Source organism: Streptomyces sp. NPDC003011 (assembly GCF_053591515.1).
On the sequence record NZ_JBSFTY010000018.1, the window covers coordinates 92691 to 112551 of the forward strand.

Annotated in this window: 20 protein-coding genes and 2 tRNA genes; 9 read left to right on the forward strand and 13 right to left on the reverse strand. The window is 70.3% G+C overall.

Features of this window, described 5'->3' with window-relative positions:
• Positions 1-119 precede the first annotated feature (119 nt).
• The 4 genes from rsrA to ACWD0J_RS12470 all read right to left on the reverse strand — a co-directional run bounded on the left by rsrA (position 120) and on the right by ACWD0J_RS12470 (position 2827).
• On the reverse strand, positions 120-422 hold the full coding sequence (gene rsrA, locus ACWD0J_RS12455; RefSeq protein WP_451495738.1) for a mycothiol system anti-sigma-R factor: 303 nt from the start codon (positions 420-422) through the stop codon (positions 120-122).
• The gene (gene sigR / locus ACWD0J_RS12460) at positions 419-1105 is read right to left on the reverse strand and encodes an RNA polymerase sigma factor SigR (RefSeq protein WP_451495739.1); all 687 of its coding nucleotides are present in this window, start codon (positions 1103-1105) and stop codon (positions 419-421) included. The genes rsrA and sigR overlap by 4 nt, the downstream gene beginning before the upstream one ends.
• A gap of 278 nt (positions 1106-1383) precedes the next feature.
• A complete protein-coding gene (locus ACWD0J_RS12465; RefSeq protein WP_451495740.1) occupies positions 1384-2010 on the reverse strand; it encodes an alpha/beta hydrolase family protein in 627 nt (208 codons plus the stop codon).
• Position 2011: 1 nt separating this feature from the next.
• Complete coding sequence (locus ACWD0J_RS12470) at positions 2012-2827, reverse strand: SOS response-associated peptidase (protein WP_451495741.1); 816 nt, start codon at positions 2825-2827, stop codon at positions 2012-2014.
• A 107-nt stretch (positions 2828-2934) separates the two neighbouring features.
• Here ACWD0J_RS12470 and ACWD0J_RS12475 point away from each other — a divergent pair, with 107 nt between their 5' ends.
• Positions 2935-3657 carry a M50 family metallopeptidase gene (locus ACWD0J_RS12475; RefSeq protein WP_451495756.1) on the forward strand — a complete coding sequence of 241 codons (723 nt, stop codon included), beginning with the start codon at positions 2935-2937 and terminating at the stop codon, positions 3655-3657.
• Positions 3658-3748: 91 nt separating this feature from the next.
• On the opposite strand, the gene ACWD0J_RS12480 is transcribed toward ACWD0J_RS12475, so the two are convergent.
• Entirely contained in the window at positions 3749-4135 is a 387-nt protein-coding gene (locus ACWD0J_RS12480; protein ID WP_451495742.1) for a peptidase inhibitor family I36 protein, read from the reverse strand.
• Between the two features lie 337 nt (positions 4136-4472).
• Here ACWD0J_RS12480 and aroA point away from each other — a divergent pair, with 337 nt between their 5' ends.
• The 3 genes from aroA (at position 4473) to ACWD0J_RS12495 (ending at position 7261) form a co-directional block, all read left to right on the forward strand.
• Positions 4473-5789: a 3-phosphoshikimate 1-carboxyvinyltransferase gene (gene aroA, locus ACWD0J_RS12485; protein WP_451495743.1), complete on the forward strand. Its 1317-nt coding sequence runs from the start codon at positions 4473-4475 to the stop codon at positions 5787-5789.
• 9 nt (positions 5790-5798) lie between these two features.
• Entirely contained in the window at positions 5799-6809 is a 1011-nt protein-coding gene (gene rsgA, locus ACWD0J_RS12490) for a ribosome small subunit-dependent GTPase A (RefSeq protein ID WP_451495744.1), read from the forward strand.
• A gap of 128 nt (positions 6810-6937) precedes the next feature.
• Positions 6938-7261 carry a DMT family transporter gene (locus ACWD0J_RS12495; RefSeq protein WP_451495745.1) on the forward strand — a complete coding sequence of 108 codons (324 nt, stop codon included), beginning with the start codon at positions 6938-6940 and terminating at the stop codon, positions 7259-7261.
• Positions 7262-7290: 29 nt separating this feature from the next.
• Here ACWD0J_RS12495 and ACWD0J_RS12500 read toward each other — a convergent pair whose 3' ends face one another.
• The gene (locus ACWD0J_RS12500; protein ID WP_451495746.1) at positions 7291-7899 is read right to left on the reverse strand and encodes a TetR/AcrR family transcriptional regulator; all 609 of its coding nucleotides are present in this window, start codon (positions 7897-7899) and stop codon (positions 7291-7293) included.
• A 179-nt stretch (positions 7900-8078) separates the two neighbouring features.
• On the opposite strand from ACWD0J_RS12500, the gene hisN reads away from it, so the two are divergent.
• Positions 8079-8879, forward strand: coding sequence for a histidinol-phosphatase (gene hisN / locus ACWD0J_RS12505; protein WP_451495747.1), 801 nt, complete (start codon positions 8079-8081; stop codon positions 8877-8879).
• Between the two features lie 76 nt (positions 8880-8955).
• Here the strand turns inward: hisN and ACWD0J_RS12510 are convergent, their stop codons facing one another.
• On the reverse strand, positions 8956-9870 hold the full coding sequence (locus tag ACWD0J_RS12510) for a DMT family transporter (RefSeq protein WP_451495748.1): 915 nt from the start codon (positions 9868-9870) through the stop codon (positions 8956-8958).
• 181 nt (positions 9871-10051) lie between these two features.
• Here ACWD0J_RS12510 and ACWD0J_RS12515 point away from each other — a divergent pair, with 181 nt between their 5' ends.
• Both ACWD0J_RS12515 and ACWD0J_RS12520 read left to right on the forward strand, forming a co-directional pair.
• Positions 10052-10504, forward strand: coding sequence for an Lrp/AsnC family transcriptional regulator (locus ACWD0J_RS12515; protein ID WP_451495749.1), 453 nt, complete (start codon positions 10052-10054; stop codon positions 10502-10504).
• Between the two features lie 174 nt (positions 10505-10678).
• The gene (locus ACWD0J_RS12520) at positions 10679-11071 is read left to right on the forward strand and encodes a CBS domain-containing protein (protein ID WP_451495750.1); all 393 of its coding nucleotides are present in this window, start codon (positions 10679-10681) and stop codon (positions 11069-11071) included.
• 80 nt (positions 11072-11151) lie between these two features.
• Here the strand turns inward: ACWD0J_RS12520 and ACWD0J_RS12525 are convergent, their stop codons facing one another.
• Positions 11152-12603, reverse strand: a complete 1452-nt coding sequence (locus ACWD0J_RS12525; RefSeq protein ID WP_451495751.1) for a catalase — start codon at positions 12601-12603, stop codon at positions 11152-11154.
• Positions 12604-12748: 145 nt separating this feature from the next.
• On the opposite strand from ACWD0J_RS12525, the gene ACWD0J_RS12530 reads away from it, so the two are divergent.
• Positions 12749-13165: a Fur family transcriptional regulator gene (locus tag ACWD0J_RS12530; RefSeq protein WP_286064636.1), complete on the forward strand. Its 417-nt coding sequence runs from the start codon at positions 12749-12751 to the stop codon at positions 13163-13165.
• Positions 13166-13480: 315 nt separating this feature from the next.
• Here ACWD0J_RS12530 and ACWD0J_RS12535 read toward each other — a convergent pair.
• From ACWD0J_RS12535 to ACWD0J_RS12550, 4 genes are all read right to left on the reverse strand, one after another.
• Positions 13481-13554 (reverse strand) — tRNA-Met (locus ACWD0J_RS12535).
• Positions 13555-13740: 186 nt separating this feature from the next.
• On the reverse strand, positions 13741-15552 hold the full coding sequence (locus ACWD0J_RS12540; protein ID WP_451495752.1) for a tetratricopeptide repeat protein: 1812 nt from the start codon (positions 15550-15552) through the stop codon (positions 13741-13743).
• Between the two features lie 230 nt (positions 15553-15782).
• Positions 15783-15856 (reverse strand) — tRNA-Met (locus tag ACWD0J_RS12545).
• Positions 15857-15900: 44 nt separating this feature from the next.
• Positions 15901-18846 carry a UPF0182 family membrane protein gene (locus ACWD0J_RS12550; RefSeq protein ID WP_451495757.1) on the reverse strand — a complete coding sequence of 982 codons (2946 nt, stop codon included), beginning with the start codon at positions 18844-18846 and terminating at the stop codon, positions 15901-15903.
• 163 nt (positions 18847-19009) lie between these two features.
• On the opposite strand from ACWD0J_RS12550, the gene ACWD0J_RS12555 reads away from it, so the two are divergent.
• A complete protein-coding gene (locus ACWD0J_RS12555) occupies positions 19010-19552 on the forward strand; it encodes a PPA1309 family protein (protein WP_451495753.1) in 543 nt (180 codons plus the stop codon).
• A gap of 9 nt (positions 19553-19561) precedes the next feature.
• Here the strand turns inward: ACWD0J_RS12555 and ACWD0J_RS12560 are convergent.
• Positions 19562-19861: S16 family serine protease (locus ACWD0J_RS12560; RefSeq protein ID WP_451495754.1), on the reverse strand; the 300-nt coding region annotated here is incomplete at its 5' end.

Sequence of the window (19861 nt, forward strand, 5' to 3'; positions counted from 1 at the left end):
CCGGCCGCCTGCTCAGGGTCCGGAGCCTAGGACGACGGGAGGGGGTGACGCGGGCTCATGACCCGCGGATTAGCACGTTCGAGTGACGACAGCCCCGCTGGCCCGGGTCCGGGAGAGGTTCAGGAGTCCTGCGGGGTCGCGGTGACGTCGTGCTCGGGCACGGCCTGCCCGGAGCGGATCAGATCGAGCCGCCCCAGGACCTTGGCGCGCAGGTCGCTCGGCACGTCGTCATGCCCGCAGCACCGCTTGACCAGCTTCTTCACGGCCTGTTCGAGGCCGTACTTCTCCAGGCACGGCGAGCACTCCTTGAAGTGCTGCTTGAACTTGTCGCGATCGACGTCCGGCATCTCACTGTCGAGGAACTCGTACAGATGATCGAGTACCTCACCGCAGTCCGTCTCGTGCGGCTCTCCGCAGCTCATGAGCCCGAGCCTTTCGCTTCGTTCGACTCTCCGGCGCCCGCCGGGACCAGCCCGCGCTCACGGGCGTAGTCCTCCAGCATGCCGCGCAGTTGACGGCGGCCCCGGTGCAGCCGGGACATCACCGTACCGATGGGCGTCCCCATGATGTCCGCGATCTCCTTGTACGCAAAGCCCTCGACATCGGCGAGATAGACGGCGATGCGGAACTCCTCGGGGATCGCCTGGAGCGCTTCCTTCACGTCCGAGTCAGGCAGGTGGTCGAGTGCCTGCGACTCCGCGGAGCGCAGACCCGTCGACATGTGCGACTCGGCACGGGCGAGCTGCCAGTCCTCGATCTCCTCGGCCGCGGAGCGCTGGGGCTCGCGCTGCTTCTTGCGGTACGAGTTGATGAAGGTGTTCGTGAGGATCCGGTACAGCCACGCCTTGAGATTGGTCCCCTCGCGGAACTGGTGGAAGGACGCGTACGCCTTGGCGTACGTCTCCTGCACCAGGTCCTCGGCGTCGGCCGGGTTGCGCGTCATGCGCAGCGCGGCCGAGTACATCTGGTCGAGGAACTCGAGCGCGTCCCGCTCGAAGCGCGCGGTGCGCTCCGCGGTCGACTCCGTGCCCCTGCTGCCCTGGCCCTCGGGCTGCTCCGCCTGGCCGTGTTCGGTCCCTGCGTCGGTACCGGTGACCGGACCCACCTCCTCAAGATTCCGGACGGGGCCGAGACCGGTCCCGCCAGAATCGGAGGATAGACGACGGGGGGTCGGCGGCGCTTGCCCATCCGGCCCGCCAGCCGCCCGAACAGGGGCGGTCCTGGCCGCGGGCAGCACCGTCCAGTCCAGACCGGCGCGGCTGCTGCGGCTCGGGCAGTAGGTGGAACCCATGCGGCGGGCTTCCTCTCCACGACGTTCGATGCTGGTGTTTCAGCGCTTGTGTCCGCCTCAACAGAGGGCCCGTCCGCAACATTCCCGGGCCTTTACCCCAGTGACCCGGCCCACTGCGCGATCGCGCCGGTGACGATCGCCACGGCCTGCTCCTGGGTGAGGTCCGCCTTTTTCGGCACGGCGAAGCCGTGATCGCCGTTCGGCACCCCGACCAGTTCGTACGTCCCCTCGGGGAACTCCTCCGGCCTCCCGAACGGGTCGTTGCCCCCTTGCACGACGAGGGTGGGCACCCCGGCGCCCAGCAGCTCGGCCGCGCGGGACTTCTCCGGCCTGCCCGGCGGGTGCAGCGGGAAGCTGAGCGCCAGCACGGCGTGCGCGCCCAGCTCGGTGGCCGTACGACAGGCCACCCGCGCCCCCGCGCTGCGGCCGCCGGAGATCACCGGCAGGCCGGGCCCGGTGAGCGCCGGCCAGACGCCGCGCCAGCCCACGTCCAGCGTCTTCGGCGCGGGCGCCAGCTTCTTGCCGGCCACCCGCCAGGGCTGCTCGACGAGGGCGACGGTCACACCGTGCGCCGGGAGGGTCCGGGCGAGCGCCTGGAGGTCGCGTGCCTCGATGCCGCCCCCGGCGCCGTGGCTCACCGCCAGGACCAGCCGCGCCCGCCGCGCCTCGTGCCAGGTGATGCGGGCCGCGCCCGCGTCCGTCTCGATGATCTGCGTCACGTCAGAAGAGTGTGCCCTCTTCGGGCCCTTCCAGCTCCTTCAGCAGCTCCGGTCCGTTGTTGCGGACGTTGCTGACCGCGGTGGTCACCGGGTACGCCCGCATCAGTCCCCCGGGCGGCGGGGCGAGCAGCGGGCGCAGCTCGTCGGGGTCCGTGCGGGCCGGGTCCAGCCACGCGTCCCAGCGGTCCGGGGTCAGCATCAGCGGCATCCTGGGGTGGATCTCGGCCAGCGAGTGCGGTCCCTGTCCGGGCGCCACCGCGAGCGGGCCGGTCTCGGCCTCGGTGGTGATCACGGAGCAGGTCGCCCACCAGGCCCGAGGGTGGTCGTCGGGCAGGGTCCTGTCCCGCCAGAACTCGTACAGCCCGGCCATCGCGAACACGGAGCCGTCGGCGGGGAGCACGAAGTACGGCTGCTTGCGCGGCCGCTTCTTCCGTCCCTCGACCTCCAGGTCCCGTTCCTGCTTGCCGGTGACCCACTCGTAGTAGCCGTCGGCGGGGACGATGCAGCGCCGGGTGGCGAAGGCGCGCCGGTACGACGGCTTCTCGTGGACGGTCTCCGCGCGCGCGTTGATCATGCGGGCCGCGCCCTCGGGGGTCTTGGACCAGCTCGGCACCAGGCCCCATCTCAGCTTCCGCAGCTGCCGAACCGGACGCGGGTCGTCGACGTCCTTCACCGGACGGTCGAGGACGGCGTAGACCTCCTTGGTGGGGGCGACGTTGTAGTCGGGCTCCAGGGTCTCCTCGGGTTCCCACTTCTCGATCTCGAAGATTCCTGCGAGATCCCCGGGCCCACGACTCGATGCATACCGTCCGCACATACGTGCCAGACTGCCAGGCCCACCCGTCGCCCGGCCACCACCCCTCGACGATGGCGCCGCGCGCCGGCCCGCCCCTGTTCACCGACCTACGGGAGCCACTGCCGAACATGCACACCACCGCAACCGACTCGCTCGCCTCGCTCTGGGACGAGATCTTCGGCGGCCAGCCCGACCCTGACCTGTGGGTGGTCCTCGCGACGCTGGTCGCCGCGCTCGCCGTGGTCGTCCCGCACGGGCTGTGGCGCCTGTCGCGCAACGCCATCACCATCGCGCACGAGGGCGGCCACGGCCTGGTCGCGCTGCTCACCGGCCGCACCCTCACCGGCATACGGCTCCACTCCGACACCAGCGGCCTGACCGTCAGCCGCGGCAAGCCGCACGGCCTCGGCATGATCCTCACCGCGGCCTCCGGCTACACCGCGCCGCCGCTGCTCGGCCTCGGCGGTGCCGCGCTGCTCGGCGCCGGTCACATCACCGCGCTGCTGTGGCTGGCCACGATCCTGCTGGTGGCGATGCTGGTGATGATCCGCAACGCCTACGGAGCGCTCACGGTGGTTCTCACGGGCGGCACGTTCGTGGTGGTGTCCTGGCTGGCCGGTCCGCAGGTGCAGGCGGCGTTCGCGTACGCGGTGGTGTGGTTCCTGCTGCTCGGCGGAGTGCGCCCGGCCTTCGAGCTCCAGGCCAAGCGCTCCCGCGGCGGCGCGGGCGACTCGGACGCGGACCAGTTGTCCCGTCTCACGCATGTGCCGGCGGGATTGTGGCTGTTCCTCTTCCACGCGGTGTCGCTGTGCTCGCTGATAGGCGGCGGTCGCTGGCTGCTGGAAGTGTGACGCCCACCGGACACGTACGGAGAATGTGTACCGGCAAGGCCCTGCGCGATTTCCGCGCAGGGCCTTTCTCGATGAATTCCGCTCGGATCGACTAGAAGTCGTAGCAGTCGGAGCGGGTCACGTTCCAGCGGAACGACGCGTTCTCGTTGTACGTGTAGTGCAGCTGGTCGGCGATGGCGTAGGCCGACAGGGTGTCGCACGCCCCGCCGTAGTTGCTGCTGTAGTACACGGTCATGAGGTTGGGCGAGTCGTTCAGCGCGCTGGCGGCGTTGTTCTTGACGGCCAGGCCCTTGCCGGTCCCCGAGGTGAGGAAGGTGTAGCCGGCGAAGTCCGGGACGTTGTCGGCGTTGAAGTAGGTCGAGGAACCCTGCCGGTTGCTGTTGTAGAAGAATCGTGCGCAATTCGTGGCCGTACACGATATCCCGGCCGAGGCGCTGGCCGCCGTGGACGTGGGCAGAACGGTGGCGAAAGCCGCCACGACGGGAAGTGCGGCGATAAAGGTGCGACGCAGGGAAGGCACGGAAGACTCCGAATCTCTGAGGTGATGCGGAGATGATCTTAGCGCGGCCACAGGAATTCCGTAAGGCAGTTTCCATTTGTCCCGAAGGAATTGAAAAACCCCGAATCGACACCGCGGACCCGGTCGGCCCGCTCCGCCCGGGAGCTCTCGGGTCCCGGGGCGACGACGCCCCCGCCGCGGCGCGGCCGGAGCCGGGCGCATATATGCGTGGCATGGTCCCCGTCGCGGTGCGGCTCTCGGTTCCGCCTTTTTTGATCAAGATCCCCGCCCCTGCCCAACCATTAAAGTGGGGGCCATGACCGTTAACCCCGCACACACCGGCCTCTGGCCCGCCCCGCACGCGAGCGGAGCCGTCCACGCGACGGTCCACGTGCCCGGGTCGAAGTCGGTCACCAACCGCGCCCTGGTGCTGGCCTCCCTCGCCTCCGAGCCGGGCTGGCTGCGCCGCCCGCTGCGCTCCCGGGACACGCTCCTGATGGCCGCCGCGCTGCGCGAGATGGGTGTCGGCATCGAGGAGGGCGTGGGCCCCGACGGCACGGGCGAGACCTGGCGGGTGCTGCCTGCCGGCCTGCGCGGCCCCGTCACGGTCGACGTCGGCAACGCCGGCACGGTGATGCGCTTCCTGCCGCCGGTCGCCGCGCTGGCCGACGGTCCCATCCGCTTCGACGGCGATCCGAGGTCGTACGAGCGTCCCCTGAACGGCGTGATCGACGCCCTGCGCGTCCTCGGCGCCCGGATCGACGACGACGGCCGCGGCGCGCTGCCGCTGACGGTCCACGGCGGGGGTGCCCTGGACGGCGGTCCGGTGGAGATCGACGCGTCCTCGTCGTCCCAGTTCGTGAGCGCCCTCCTGCTCTCCGGCCCGCGTTTCAACCAGGGTGTGGAGGTCCGCCACACGGGCTCCACGCTCCCCTCCATGCCGCACATCCGCATGACGGTCGACATGCTGCGCGCGGTCGGCGCCCAGGTGGACAGCCCGGAGTCGGGCGGCGAGCCGAACGTCTGGCGGGTCACCCCGGGTGCCCTGCTGGGCCGGGACCTGACGATCGAGCCGGACCTGTCCAACGCCCAGCCGTTCCTGGCGGCGGCCCTGGTGACCGGCGGCAAGGTCGTCGTCCCGGACTGGCCGGCCCGCACCACCCAGCCCGGTGACCGGCTGCGCGAGATCTTCACCGAGATGGGCGGTTCCTGCGAACTGACCGAGTACGGCCTGGAGTTCACCGGCTCGGGCACGGTCCACGGCATCGACGTGGACCTGAGCGAGGTCGGCGAGCTGACCCCGGGCATCGCTGCGGTCGCGGCCCTCGCGGACTCCCCGTCCACGCTGCGGGGCGTGGCCCACCTGCGGCTGCACGAGACCGACCGGCTGGCCGCGCTCACCAAGGAGATCAACGAACTCGGCGGTGACGTCACCGAGTCCGCCGACGGCCTGCACATCCGCCCGCGTCGGCTGCACGGCGGGATCTTCCACACCTACGAGGACCACCGCATGGCGACGGCCGGCGCGATCATCGGCCTGGCGGTCGAGGGCGTGCAGATCGAGAACGTGGCGACGACGGCGAAGACGCTGCCGGACTTTCCCGATCTGTGGACCGGGATGCTCGGGGCGTAGGGACCATCCATGCGCCGCTACGGCAAGAACACCGACGAGGACGACATCCGCTCGCGTCCGAACCGCAAGGGCAACCGGCCCCGGACGCACACCCGGCCCAAGCACGAGGACGCGGTCGAGGGCATGGTCCTCACCGTCGACCGGGGCCGGCTCACCTGCCTCGTCGACGACCGGATCGTGCTGGCGATGAAGGCCCGTGAACTCGGCCGCAAGGCGGCGGTGGTCGGCGACCGGGTGGCCATCGTCGGTGACCTCACCGGTATGAAGGACACGCTCGCCCGTATCGTCCGCATCGAGGAGCGCACGTCCGTCCTGCGCCGCACGGCGGACGACGACGATCCCTACGAGCGCGTGGTCGTCGCCAACGCCGACCAGCTCGCCATCGTCACGGCCCTGGCCGACCCGGAACCCCGCCCGCGCCTGATCGACCGCTGCCTGGTGGCGGCGTTCGACGCCGGCCTGGACCCGCTCCTGGTCATGACGAAGTCGGACCTCGCCTCGCCCGACAAACTCCTGGAGCTGTACGGCCACCTGGACATCCCGTACGTCGTCACCAGCCGCGAGGAACTGGAGAACGGCACGGCGGTGGCCCGGGTGCGCGAGCAGCTCGACGGGAAGATCACCGCGTTCGTCGGCCACTCGGGCGTCGGCAAGACCACGCTGGTCAACGCGCTGGTCCCGCAGGAGCAGCGGCGTTCGACCGGCCACGTCAACGCGGTGACGGGCCGCGGCCGGCACACCACGACCTCCGCGCTGGCGCTGCCGCTGGCGGGTGGCGCGGGCTGGGTGGTCGACACCCCGGGCGTCCGGTCGTTCGGTCTGCACCACGTGGACCCGTCCCGCGTGATCAACGCCTTCCCGGACCTGGAGCCCGGCACGGAGGGCTGCCCTCGCGCGTGCAGCCACGACGAGCCGGACTGCGCGCTGGACGCCTGGGTGGCCGAGGGCCACGCGGACCCGGCCCGGCTGTACTCACTGCGCCGGCTGCTGTCCACGAGGGAGCGGACGGAAGGCGACTGACCTCCGCGTTGTTTGTCCCCGGGCAGGTCAGGTAAGGGCATAATCACCGAGCCGGATCCGGGCCTGACCAGAGCCAGACGAAGCGGTCACAAGACGCTGGGACACGTGGACGTACGGGAGGACAGCACATGGCGTGGCTGCTGGTCGTTGTGGCGGGGTTCCTGGAGACCGGTTTCGCCGTCTGTCTGAAGTTGTCGCACGGCTTCACCAGACTCTGGCCGACGATCGCGTTCTGCGCCTTCGCGCTCGGCAGCTTCGGTCTGCTGACCCTGGCCCTGAAGAAGCTCGACGTGGGCCCGGCGTACGCCGTGTGGACGGGCATCGGCGCGGCGGGCACCGCGATCTACGGCATGGTCTTCCTCGGTGACCTCGTCTCGACGCTGAAGATCGTCTCGATCAGCCTGGTGATCATCGGTGTGATCGGGCTCCAGCTGTCGGGATCGGCTCACTAGGCGGCAGCCGGAGCGGCGGCCCACCGCGCTCAGGGCGTCAACTGCCGGGGCAGCGCGCTCCGTAGGAGATCCGCCACGCCGCCCTCGCCGGGCGGTGCCGCCACGCAGGACAGCGCGAGCCGGACGACGAGTTCGCAGCAGCGGGCCAGCTCGGCGGCGTCCGGCGCGGGCGTGCCGGGTCCCAGGAGCACGGTGACGGCCCGGTCACGGACGAGGGCCACGAAGTCGCCGGGGGACGGCAGCGGGCCGTCCGCCCGGCGCTGCGCGGGCACCGCCGAGGAGGAGGGCACGGCCTTCAGCGTCGGCGCGGGCAGCCGCTCGCTCCAGCAGCCGGTCAGCAAGGCCCGTACGAGCACGTTCTCCCGGGCGGTGGTGGCGGTCCACTCGGCGGTCGCGGTCAGCCGCTCCCGGGCGTCGCCGGGTCCGGTCAGCGCCCGTTCGACGCCGGTGAGATAGCCGTCCGCCTCTCTGCGGACGAGCGCGCGGGCGAGCCCTTCCTTGCTGCCGAACTCGTTGTACAGCGTCTGCCGGGACACTCCGGCCGCCGCGGCCACGTCCACCATCCGCACGGCGGACCACGGCCGGCGCGCCAGCGCCGTGTAAGCGGCGTCCAGCAGGGATTCCCGCGCTGCAGGCATCGTCGCCTCCCGGGGCGATCGGCTCTGCGCCCAGATTTGACGCGCACAGAGTCACTGTCAAGGGTTCGCGGGGGTGCCCGGGAGCGCGTCCGGCAGGCGGGCGCGAGCTGCCGTCCCGGGCGCCGCCCCCGTCCGGGCCCCCTGTAGCCCGTACCCACCACGGCAGATACCGTTCCTCCATGCCCGACTACCACGACGACCTCCGCCTCGCCCACGTCCTCGCGGACGCGGCGGACGCGGCGACCATGGCCCGCTTCAAGGCCCTCGACCTCAAGGTCGAGACGAAGCCGGACATGACTCCGGTCAGCGAAGCGGACAAGGCCGCGGAGGAACTCATCCGCGGCCAGCTCCAGCGTGCCCGTCCGCGTGACGCGATCCTCGGCGAGGAGTACGGCATCGAGGGCACCGGTCCCCGCCGCTGGGTCATCGACCCCATCGACGGCACCAAGAACTACGTCCGCGGTGTCCCCGTCTGGGCCACCCTGATCTCCCTGATGGAGGCGGCGGAGGGCGGCTACCAGCCCGTCGTGGGGGTCGTCTCCGCCCCCGCCCTCGGCCGCCGCTGGTGGGCCGCGAAGGGGCACGGCGCCTTCTCCGGCCGCAGCCTCACCTCGGCCTCCCGGCTGCACGTCTCCCGAGTCTCGAAGCTCTCCGACGCCTCCTTCGCGTACTCCTCGCTCACCGGCTGGGAGGACCAGGGGCGCCTGGGCGGCTTCCTGGACCTGACCCGCGAGGTGTGGCGCACGCGCGCGTACGGCGACTTCTGGCCGTACATGATGGTCGCCGAGGGCTCGGTGGACATGTGTGCCGAACCCGAGCTGTCCCTCTGGGACATGGCCGCGAACGCGGTCATCGTGACGGAGGCCGGCGGCACCTTCACCGGCCTGGACGGCCGTCCCGGCCCGCACAGCGGCAACGCGGCGGCGTCGAACGGCCTGCTCCACGACGAGTTCCTGGGGTATCTCAACGAGCGCTACTGACGCGGCACGCGGGGGCTCCCCTTTTTTTCCTGGTTTCTGGTTCTGGCCCGGGTGGCGGCCCTCAGGACGGACCTCTTCAGGCGCGCTCGCCGACCGGGGCCGGCCCGGGAACCGGGGTGCTCCCCACGGCCGTTCGACGCTCGACCAGCCCGAGTGCCACACCGGCGATGATGACCACGCCGCCGAGGACCTGCGCGAGCCGGACCGTCTCTCCGTTGACCACCACCGCGCCGAGCACACCGAACACCGGTACCAGGTTGAGGATGCTGACCGCGACGCTCGAGGGCATCCGGCGCAGGCCGTAGTTGTAGAGCAGGAAGCCGCCGACGGAACACGCCACGGCCAGGTAGGCGAGCAGCGCCGAGGCGGTGGCGTCCGGCACCCGCCAGTCCCCGGCCTCCAGGAGCGAGGCGAGCAGGAACCCGACGGCGCCCGCGACGGTCTGGTGGTAGGTGAGGCTCACCGCGTCCTGCCCGCGGCCCGCGTACGTGCCCAGCACGTTGTACCCGGCCCACACCAGACCGCCGAGCAGCAGCAGGACATCGCCGAACCAGCGCGCGCCGCCTCCGACCTCCGCCCCGTTGCGCACGACCAGGAAGGCTCCCCCCGCGGCGAGCAGCACGCCGCCGAGCCGGAGCAGCGGCATCCCGGTCCGCAGGACCACCAGCTCCACGAGCATGGTCATCAGCGGATAGGAGGCCACGATGAGGGAGGCGTCGGAGGCGGTCGACAGCTCGACGCCGATGTTCTCCAGCACGAAGTAGACCGTGATGCCGAGCAGGCCGCTCAGGTGGATCAACCGCCGCTGCCGGGCGTCCGGCCGGGCGGCCGGCTTACGGCGCACCCGCACCATGATCCCGAGCAGCACGGCCGCGATCGTGAAGCGGACGGCCCCGATGGTCAGCGGTCCGACGTCCGCCAGCACCTCCTTGGTCACCGCGTACGAGCTGCTCCAGAGCAGCGCGGCCGCCATGACGGCACACACCGCCACCACCCTTGTCCTCCGCTCGTCCACCGCTGGTGCCCCCTTGTCGTCCGTACTCCCCGACTCCGCATGGACCGCCCCGTGGACGCGAACCATGAACGGGATTTCGCCGAGGACGCTAGCAAGGAGTCCAGGAACGTGGCACGCTTGCCGAATCTCATTCGGAATCACGGGAGATTGACGGAACATGGATGAACTAGATTCGGCGCTGCTGCGGCTTCTGCAGCAAGACGGTCGGCGCACCAACCGGGATCTGGCACAGGAACTGGGGATCGCCCCCTCCACCTGCCTGGAGCGGGTGCGCTCCCTTCGCGAACGCGGCGCGCTGCTCGGGTTCCACGCCGAGGTGGACCTGCCCTCGCTCGGCCGGGGACTGCAGGCGATCATCGCCGTGCGGGTCCGGCCGCCGACACGTGCGGTCATCGAGCAGTTCCAGGCCTTCGTGGCGCGGATGCCCGAGGTGATCGCGGTCTTCGTACTGACGGGCACCGACGACTTCCTCATCCACGTGGCCGTTCGCGACGCCGACCATCTGCACGCGGTGGTCCTGGACAAGCTGACCGAACGGAAGGAACTCGCGGACGTACGCACCTCGGTGGTCTACCGGCACTCGCGCAAGAACGTCATCGAGCCGATGTGAGGCACACACGAGCGCGCGCGCCCTCAATTGGCCGCGTGCGCCCTCTTGTTGGTCTCCGCTTTGCCTGCCACTCTGAGAGCACCCTCACTTGTGAACTTGTGAAGTGTTGAACGGGTGCCTGCGACTCCGGGCCTGAACCCGCTCGGCGCTCTCATTGGAGGTGACTCGGAACCCATGCTGGTCCGCGACGCCATGAGCAAGGTCGTCCTCACCATCGGCCCCACCCACACCCTCCGCCAGGCCGCCGCCCTGATGTCCGCCCGCCGGGTCGGCGCGGCCGTGGTCCTCGATCCCGACGCCGGCGGCATCGGCATCCTCACCGAACGCGACGTCCTCGACTCCGTCGGCCTCGGCCAGAGCCCCGACACGGAGTACGTCCACGCCCACACCACCACCGACGTCGTCTTCGCCACCCCGGCCTGGACCCTGGACGACGCGGCCGGCGCCATGACGCACGGCGGCTTCCGCCACCTGATCGTCCTGGACCGCGACGAGCCGGTCGGCATCGTCTCGGTCCGCGACATCATCCGCTGCTGGACCCCGGCACAGCAGCGGGTGCCGGCCTGAACGCACGGACGGGCCGGCCCTCCCGTGCGGGAGGTCCGGCCCGTCCGCTCACGACAAGCGATCCAGTGCTGGGTGTTCGTTCAGCCGCGCAGGGCCTGGACCGCGGCCTCCAGCCGCTTGCCGTAGTCTTCGTCGGCCTGACGGAAGTTCTCGATCGCGCGCTTGGCGATGTCGTCCCGCGAGACCTTGGCGATGAAGCCCGCCAGGTTGCCGATCAGGCGCTGCTTCTCGTCCTCGGACATCAGGCGGTAGAGATTGCCCGCCTGCACGAAGTCGTCGTCCTCGGCGTGCACCGGGGTCGGGTGGTTGCCCGTGTCACCGGTCACGGCCGTGGCGGACCACAGCGGACGGCCCGTCTGGAGCGGCCCGCCGAAGCTGTTCGGCTCGTAGTTCTTCGCGCCCCCGTGACGGCCGTCGTACAGGAGGCCGTCCCGGGAATGGGTGCGCGCCACGGTGGCGTGCGGCCGGTTCACCGGCAGGTGGTCGGCGTTGATGCCGACGCGGTAGCGGTGGGCGTCGCCGTACGCGAACAGGCGGCCCTGGAGCATCTTGTCGGGCGAGGGCCCGATGCCGGGCACGAAGTGCGCCGGGCTGAAGATCGACTGCTCGACCTCGGCGAAGATGTTCTCCGGGTTCCGGTTGAGCTCCAGCTTGCCGATGGTGATCGGCGGGTAGTCCGCGTGCGGCCACACCTTGGTGAGGTCGAACGGGTTGAAGCGGTACGTCGCCGCTTCCGCCGCCGGCATGATCTGCACCTGCACGGTCCAGGTCGGGAAGTCACCGCGCTCGATGGCCTCCCGCAGGTCGCGCTGGTGGGAGTCGGGGTCCTCACCGGCGAGCCGGTTGGCCTCGTCCTGGGTGAGGTTCTTGATGCCCTGGTCGGTCTTGAAGTGGTACTTGACCCAGAAGACCTCGCCGGCCTCGTTGTTCCACTGGTAGGTGTGCGAGCCGAAGCCGTCCATGTGGCGGTACGAGGCGGGAATGCCGCGGTCGCCGAACAGCCAGGTCACCTGGTGGGTCGACTCGGGCGACAGACCCCAGAAGTCCCAGACGTTGTCCGCCTCCTGGCTGCCCGTGTACGGGTCGCGCTTCTGGGTGTGGATGAAGTCGGGGAACTTGATCGCGTCCCTGATGAAGAACACCGGGGTATTGTTCCCGACGAGGTCGTAGTTGCCCTCTTCGGTGTAGAACTTCAGCGCCCAGCCGCGCGGGTCACGGACGGCGTCCGCGGCACCAAGGCTGCCGGCCACGGTCGAGAACCGCAGGAACGTCTCCGTCTGCTTGCCGACCTCGGAGAGGAACGCGGCGCGGGTGTACGGGGAGACGTCACGGGTGAGCGTGAAGGTGCCGTAGGCGCCGGCGCCGCGGGCGTGCACCACGCGCTCCGGGATGCGCTCGCGGTTGAAGTGGGCCAGCTTCTCCAGCAGGAGCTGGTCCTGGACGAGCACGGGGCCGCCGACACCCGCGGTCTCGCTGTTCTGATTGTCGGCGACCGGAGCTCCGGCCTCCGTCGTAAGCGGTCCCTGCGTCACGTACGCCTCCTGCGCCAATCCTTGCTGTTCCTGTCACTCGGCCGAAGCCAGTCTCGATCCTACATTGGACAGAGTCCAAGTCAAGCAGAGATCCAAAGTCACACCAGTTCCCATCCTGGTCCTCCTTGCTGTTAGGCTGGTGCGTATGAGTGACCTACTGGAACGGCTGCGTGGACGCGGATGGCGGATGACCGCGCAGCGGCGCGTCGTGGCCGAGGTCCTCGACGGCGAACACGTCCACCTGACGGCCGACGAGGTCCACGCCAGGGCTGTCGCGAAGCTGCCCGAGATCTCCCGGGCGACCGTCTACAACACCCTGGGCGAGCTGGTCTCCCTCGGCGAGGTGCTCGAGGTCGCCACCGACCAGCGGGCCAAGCGGTACGACCCCAACGCGCACCAGCCCCACCACCACCTGGTCTGCGCCCAGTGCGGCGCCATCCGGGACGTCCACCCCACCGGCAACCCGCTGGCCGACCTCCCCGACACGGAGCGCTTCGGCTTCACGGTCTCGGACGTCGAGGTGACGTACCGGGGCGTGTGCCCGAACTGCGCGGCGGCGTAAGAGTTCCCTCCGAAAGCCCCGGCACCGATGGGTGCCGGGGCTTTCTGCGGCGTACGGGCTTCCCGTATCCGACGGGTCGTCATATCGCCGTGCGGCACCCCCGCCCGTACCGCACTCCGCGAGGAGCCACCGTGGGAGATCCGCACCCCGGACTCCACGCCACCGGGTTGACCCGCACCGTCGGCCGCGCGCCCCGCGCCGCGAGGCGAACGCCCTCGCCGACACGCGGCCGGCCCGCATGAGCCTCGCCGACTGGCCGTAGCCGGAAAACACCGAGGGCCGGAACCCTTTCGGATTCCGGCCCTCGGCCGTCAGTAGCGGGGACAGGATTTGAACCTGCGACCTCTGGGTTATGAGCCCAGCGAGCTACCGAGCTGCTCCACCCCGCGGCGATGAATGCAACGTTACGTCAAGACAGCGGACAGAGGCAAATCAGTCCCGTCACCCCCTCTCACGACACCCGAGCCCCACCCGACCCGCCCGGCGTCCGCCAAGAAGGCCGCGCGCCACAGCCCGGCCGATCCCCGGCCCCACTTCACGGCTCCGCCTCACCGCAACGTCGCCGCCGCCGTGCGTCACGCCGACAGTTCCTGCCGCAACGCATCCCGCAACCGAGCCGCCCGCTCCGTGACCTCCCTCGGCCCGAGCGTCACCGCCCGATCCGCCCACCGCTGCCCCTCCGCCAGCTCACCCCGACGCGCGTAGACGAGCGCGAGCCGCAACGCGGCCCGCCCGTGCCCGGCATCAGCCGCCCGCGTCCACCACACCGCGGCCTCCGGCTCGCTCCCCTCCCGGGCGAGCAGCAGCCCCAGATTGAACGCCCCGTTGCGAGACCCGGCCTCGGCCGCCTCCCGGTACCAGCGGGCCGCCTCCACCACGTCCCCCCGGGCCGCCGCCAGCATTCCGACCCGCACCTGTGCCCGCCGGTGCCCCTGGGACGCCGCCCGCTCGTACCACTCCTCGCACTCGCTCTTCTCGTGCACCGACTCCCCGAGCTCATGCGCGGGCGCCGGCGGGCGCCGCGCGTCCAGCACGGTGGCCAGCCGGTACGCGGCCTCGGCACTCCCCCGCCCCGCCGCACACCGCAGATGCCGCTCCGCCTCCCGCTCGTCCCCGTCCCGCAGCCGCGCGATCCCGACCTGCAACGCCGCCTCGGTGTGCCCGGCGGCCGCCGCCCGCTCGTACCACCGCAGCGCGACCGGCTCCTCACCCCGCCCGGCGAACAGGATCCCCAAGTTGAACGCGGCGTCCACGCTCCCCGCCTCCGCGGCCTTGGAGAACCACGGCTCCGCCCCGGTCGCGTCCCCGCCCTGGAGCAGCAGGATCGCCAGCGCGTTCGCCGCCTCCCGGTGCCCGGCGTACGCGGCCCGCCGGTACCACTGCTCCGCCTGCGCGGTCCGCCCCTGCTCGGCGCAGAGCAGGCCGAGGTTGTACGCCCCGTTGTCGTCCCCGGCGTCCATCGCGGCCCGGTACCACCGCTCGGCGGTCTGCGTCTCACCGCGCTCGGCGTGCAGCGCGCCCAGCGCGTTCGCCGCGTTGCCGTCGCCGTCCTGCGCGGCCCGCAGCCACCACACGGCCGCGCTCTCGGTGTCGCCGGCGTCCCGCAGCAGGAAGCCGAGCGCGCACGCGGCCCGCGCCTCGCCGTCCTTGGCGGACGTCAGGTACCAACGCCCGGCCTCCTTGAGCTCGCCGCGCTTCTCCAGGATCGCCCCGAGGTGCAGCGCCGCCCGCCGGTGACCGCGCGCGGCGGCCTGCCGGTACCACTGCTCGGCCTCCTCCGCCGCGGCGGCACCGCTGTCGGTTCCGGACTCCGCCTCGCGCGCGGCCCTGCGATCGAGCGCGCGCGCCAGCCGGTACGCCGCCTCGCGGTGCCCCCGCTCGGCCGCGGTCCGCATCCACCGCTCGGCCCCGGCGTCCCCCCGGTGCTCCAGCAGATCGGCGAGCGCGTACGCGCCGAGCGTGTGCCCCTGCTCGGCGGACTGGCGCAGCCAGTACTCCGCGGCGGGCTCGTCGCCCCGCTCACGGTGGTGGCGCCCGAGTGCGTGCGCGGCCGCGGCGGACCCGGCGACGGCGGCGATCCGCCACCACCCGGCGGCATCGTCGGCGTAGCCGCGCTGATGGAGAAGGACCCCCAGATTGTTGGCGGCGGCCCGGTCACCGGCCGCGGTGGCGGCACGCAGATGGGGTTCGGCTCCGTCGAGATCACCACGGCGCAGCAGCATGGCCCCGAGGACGCTCATCGCCTCGACGTCGCCGGCTTCGGCGGCGAGTCTCTGACGGATCTCCTCGGCAGCATCCTCAGCTGCCTCCCCGACCTCGTCCTGCCCGGAAGGTTGCACAAAACGCCCTGTCTCGAACAGAGTTGCCTTGTCCCCCATAACGTCCATCGTCGCACCACCTGCAACCTGGGTACACCTGGTATACCGCAGCCATTGAGGTCACTACAGCGTTTTGTCGACATGCCCACAGAGAGACAAGTCAAACACAGATCACCCCAACTCCCCTCGGCGGCACGGCCGTCCACCGTGTCGGCACATGCGTTCGCACACCACAAAGGCCCGGATCCTTTTCAGGATCCGGGCCTTTGCCGGTAGACGACTCACGTCGTCGACTTCAGTAGCGGGGACAGGATTTGAACCTGCGACCTCTGGGTTATGAGCCCAGCGAGCTACCGAGCTGCTCCACCCCGCGCCGTTGTGATGCAACCGTACCACGGCGCGAGGTGGGCTTTTCGCTCAGCTGCTGTCGGGGCTGCCACTGGGACTCGGACTGCCGCTCGGGCTCGCACTGCCGCCGGGAGCGGGGGCGTCGCCGTTCTTGTCGGCGGCCGCCTGCGCCGCCTCGGCCCGTCGCAGTGCCGCCTCCAGGTCCTTCTGCGCCTCGCCGTACGCCTGCCAGTCGTTCTTCTTCAGGGCCTCCTGGCCGGCGTCGAAGGCCTCCTGGGCATCGTTCAACGCCTCCTGGACCGTGGGGTTGGCGGACGTCGGTGGCGGAGTGGTCGTATCGCCCTCGTCCGGTGGTGGCTCGGTGGTCGAACCGTCCGCTTCGAAGACCTTGTCGAGGGCCTCGCCGAGGGTGTTCTCGAAGGCGGTGTTGCCGCCGTAGGTCACCAGCACCTTCCGCAGCAGCGGGTACTTCAGACCGCCACCGCGCACGTACACCGGCTCCACGTACAGCAGTTCGCCGTCGAGTGGCACCGCCAGCAGGTTGCCGTACTCGACATCGGAGTCACCGCGGCTGAGCAGGCTGATCGTCTCGGCGATGTCCGGTTTGGAGTTGAACTGGCTCTGCACCTGTTTGGGCCCGTTGACCGTGGTGTTCGTCGGCAGTTTCAGAATTCTGATCTTGCCGTAGTCGCTGGTGCCCGCCTCGGCGTCGACCGACATGAACGCGCTGAGGTTGTCCCGGCCGTTGGGCGTGAACGTCGTCGTCAACGAGAACGTCTGCGACGTCTGGTCGGGCATCTTCATGCTCAGGTAGTACGGCGGTACCGCGTCGCCCGACTTGTTGGTCGGGTCGTTGGGCACCTGCCACACCTCGCTGCCGCTGAGGAACGTCTGCGCGTCCTCGACGTGGTAGCGGCTGAGCAGTTCGCGCTGGACTTTGAACAGGTCCTGCGGGTAGCGCAGATGATCCATCAGCGACTGCGGGATGTCGGCCTTGGACTCGACCGTGCCCGGGAACGCCTTCATCCAGGTCTTGAGGACCGGGTCCCGGGTGTCCCACTGGTAGAGCTTGACCTCGCCGGTGTACGCGTCGACCGTCGCCTTGACCGAGTTGCGGATGTAGTTGACCTGGTTCTGCTGGGCCACCACCGCGCGCGAGTTGTTGTTCGCGGTCAGCGAGTCGGCCGTCGTGTCGCCCAGGGTCGTACGCGAGGCGTACGGGTATCCGTTGGTGGTGGTGTACGCGTCGACGATCCACTGGATCTCGCCGCCCACGACCGCCGGGTAGGCGTCGCCGTCGATGGTCAGCCACGGGGCGACCGCCTCGACGCGCTCCTTGGGGGTGCGGTTGTACAGGATCCGCGAACCCTCGCCGATGGCTCCGGAGTAGAGGATCTGCGGCTCGTTGAAGGCCACCGCGTACGCGGCCCGGTTGACCGGGCTGGAGAGGTTGATCCCGCTCTTGCCCGTGTAGCTGAAGGTCTTCTCACCGTTGTCGTCGGAGTAGTCGATCTCCTTCTGGGGACCGCCGACGATGGAGTACGTGTTGGTCTTCTCGCCGTAGTAGATCCGCTGCTGGTATGTCCCGAGGTCGCCCTTGGACGGCAGGTCGGACTCGGTGAAGACCGGGCGGCCCTGCGAGTCGACCTCGGTGCCCTTGGCGGCGACCGCTCCGTACCCGTGGGTGTAACGGAAGTGGTCGTTGATCCAGTTGTTCTTCGGGATGCCGTTGAGGTTCAGCTCGCGCAGACCGATGACCGTGTCCTGGTCCGCGCCGTCCTTGCTGTACCGGTCGACGTCCAGGTTGGTCGGGAACGCGTAGTAGTTCCGGATCTGCTGGAGCTGCTGGAACGTCGGCGAGACGACGTTCGGGTCCACGATGCGGATGCTGGCCGCGTCGGTGGCGTCGTCGCGCAGCTTGGTCTTGTCCGTGGTGGTGGACTTGCCCTCGTACTCGGAGACCTTGGCGTCGTCGATGCCGTACGCCTCACGCGTCGCCTTGAGGTTCTTCTCGACGTACGGGGCTTCCTTGGCCTGCTCGTTCGGCTGGACCTGGAACTTCTGCACGATCGCCGGGTACAGGCCGCCGATGAGGATCGCCGAGAGCACCATCAGGCCGAAGCCGATGACGGGCAGCTGCCAGGTGCGCCGCCACAGGGTGGCGAAGAACAACAGGGCGCAGATGACGGCGATGCAGAACAGGATCGTCTTGGCCGGCAGATAGGCGTTGGCGTCGACGTACCTGAGGCCCGTCCAGTTGTCGGTGGCCTTGAAGTCGCTGGACTTCACCGCCAGTCCGTACCGGTCGAGCCAGTAGGCGACCGCCTTCAGGGCGACGAAGATGCCCAGCAGCACCGACAGGTGCCCGGTCGCCGCCGCCGTGGCGCGGGCGCCCGGGGAGGTGACCCTGAGGCCGCCGTAGAGGTAGTGGGTGAGCGCTGCGGCGATCACGGAGAGGATCGCGGCGGCGAAGCCGAAGCCGAGCAGGAACCGGTACCAGGGCAGGTCGAAGGCGTAGAAGGAGACATCGAGGTGGAACTGCGGGTCCTTCTGGCCGAAGGGCACGCCGTTGACCCACATCAGCCAGGTCCGCCACTGACCGGAGGCGGAGGCGCCCGCGATCAGGCCCACCAGGGAGACGACCCCGAGCAGCAGCCATGTCTTGTACGGCGCGATGCCCATCCGGTAGCGGTCGAGGCTCTGCTGCTCCATCGACATGGCACTCAGCGGTGGACGCAGCCGGTGGGCCAGCCAGATGTTGAAGCCGACCGCCACGGCCATCAGCAGGCCGAAGACGAAGAACAGTCCGATCTTGGTCCACAGGGTGGTCGTGAACACGGACGAGTAGTTCACCGACCGGTACCAGAGCCAGTCCGTCCAGAACCCCGCGAACATGGTGAACGCCATGCCGAGAACGGCTAGGACGCCCAGCGTCATGAGCAGGGTCCGGACACGCCGGGACGGGCGGCCCACTCTGATCCGTGGCCCCGTCGGGCCTCCGCCGCGGTCCGGCATCTGGAAAGCCAAGGTGCGCACCTCGAAGTTCGCTGTTGGTCCGTCAGACCCGCGTCGTCACGGGCCGTCCGAGGGCCACGTGATCGTGGGCCCTCACCTATGCAACTTACTCACGCTTTACTCGGTTCCCGATTCCGGCCCTGAACGAGAGAGGATTGTGACCATGTCCAACACTCCCATGGCGGCGAGCCCGCTGACCCGGGCCGTACTCGAGATCGACGAATACGCCTCCGGCCTCGGCTGGGACCAGCCCGCCCGCCTCTTCGCCCTCGTAGACACCGCCCGGCTGCAGGCCCAGGAACCCGCCCTCGCGGCCCAGCTCGGCCTTGAGGCCCGGCCGGAGACCACCGCTCTCACCCCGATCGAACAGGATGAGATTCCCGCGGGCAAGCCGCTCGACGAGTTCCTCGCCACGATCGCCTGGCCCGACGCGGTGGCCGGCTGCGCGCTCACCGTGGAGCGCCTGATGCTGCCGCCGTCCGCCGAGGCGACCGTCCCGGACGGGCTGAGCGAGGAGAAGCTCGCCCAGTGGGTCGCCGAGCACCCGAACCGCCAGGAGGTCCGCATGACGGTCGCGGTCCTGCGCAACGGCGCCCGCGAGTCGGCCCTGCGCCTGCGCGAGAAGGACACCCCGACGGAGGTCCTGACCGGCTCCGACCTCGTGCCGGGGCTGGCGGAGGCGCTGGCGGCGACGTTCGAGGAGTAGCCCTCGGGGCTACTTCGTCGTGCACTTCGGCAGGTCGGCGGTGTCGCCGGAGCGGATGTCCTTGAGGGCGCCGAGAGCGTCGTCGATGGTGTTCACCTTCACGAGAGTGAGCCCCTCGGGGGCGTCGCTCGCGGCGGCCGCGCAGTTGTCGGCGGGCGTGAGGAAGTACTGGGCGCCCTTGTCGCGCGCGCCGACGGTCTTCATCTCGATGCCGCCGATCGGGCCGACCTTGCCGTCGTCGTCGATGGTGCCGGTGCCGGCGACGAAGGCGCCACCGGTGAGGCTGCCGGGGGTGAGCTTGTCGTAGAT

What these genes read in the sequence shown, in the direction of transcription:
- rsrA (WP_451495738.1), bottom strand. Translation starts at nt 422, where the DNA reads ATGAGCTGCGGAGAGCCGCACGAGACGGACTGCGGTGAGGTACTCGAT.
- ACWD0J_RS12470 (WP_451495741.1), bottom strand. Translation starts at nt 2,827, where the DNA reads ATGTGCGGACGGTATGCATCGAGTCGTGGGCCCGGGGATCTCGCAGGA.
- ACWD0J_RS12475 (WP_451495756.1), top strand. Translation starts at nt 2,935, where the DNA reads ATGCACACCACCGCAACCGACTCGCTCGCCTCGCTCTGGGACGAGATC.
- aroA (WP_451495743.1), top strand. Translation starts at nt 4,473, where the DNA reads ATGACCGTTAACCCCGCACACACCGGCCTCTGGCCCGCCCCGCACGCG.
- rsgA (WP_451495744.1), top strand. Translation starts at nt 5,799, where the DNA reads ATGCGCCGCTACGGCAAGAACACCGACGAGGACGACATCCGCTCGCGT.
- ACWD0J_RS12495 (WP_451495745.1), top strand. Translation starts at nt 6,938, where the DNA reads ATGGCGTGGCTGCTGGTCGTTGTGGCGGGGTTCCTGGAGACCGGTTTC.
- ACWD0J_RS12500 (WP_451495746.1), bottom strand. Translation starts at nt 7,899, where the DNA reads ATGCCTGCAGCGCGGGAATCCCTGCTGGACGCCGCTTACACGGCGCTG.
- hisN (WP_451495747.1), top strand. Translation starts at nt 8,079, where the DNA reads ATGCCCGACTACCACGACGACCTCCGCCTCGCCCACGTCCTCGCGGAC.
- ACWD0J_RS12515 (WP_451495749.1), top strand. Translation starts at nt 10,052, where the DNA reads ATGGATGAACTAGATTCGGCGCTGCTGCGGCTTCTGCAGCAAGACGGT.
- ACWD0J_RS12520 (WP_451495750.1), top strand. Translation starts at nt 10,679, where the DNA reads ATGCTGGTCCGCGACGCCATGAGCAAGGTCGTCCTCACCATCGGCCCC.
- ACWD0J_RS12530 (WP_286064636.1), top strand. Translation starts at nt 12,749, where the DNA reads ATGAGTGACCTACTGGAACGGCTGCGTGGACGCGGATGGCGGATGACC.
- ACWD0J_RS12540 (WP_451495752.1), bottom strand. Translation starts at nt 15,552, where the DNA reads ATGGACGTTATGGGGGACAAGGCAACTCTGTTCGAGACAGGGCGTTTT.
- ACWD0J_RS12550 (WP_451495757.1), bottom strand. Translation starts at nt 18,846, where the DNA reads ATGCCGGACCGCGGCGGAGGCCCGACGGGGCCACGGATCAGAGTGGGC.
- ACWD0J_RS12555 (WP_451495753.1), top strand. Translation starts at nt 19,010, where the DNA reads ATGTCCAACACTCCCATGGCGGCGAGCCCGCTGACCCGGGCCGTACTC.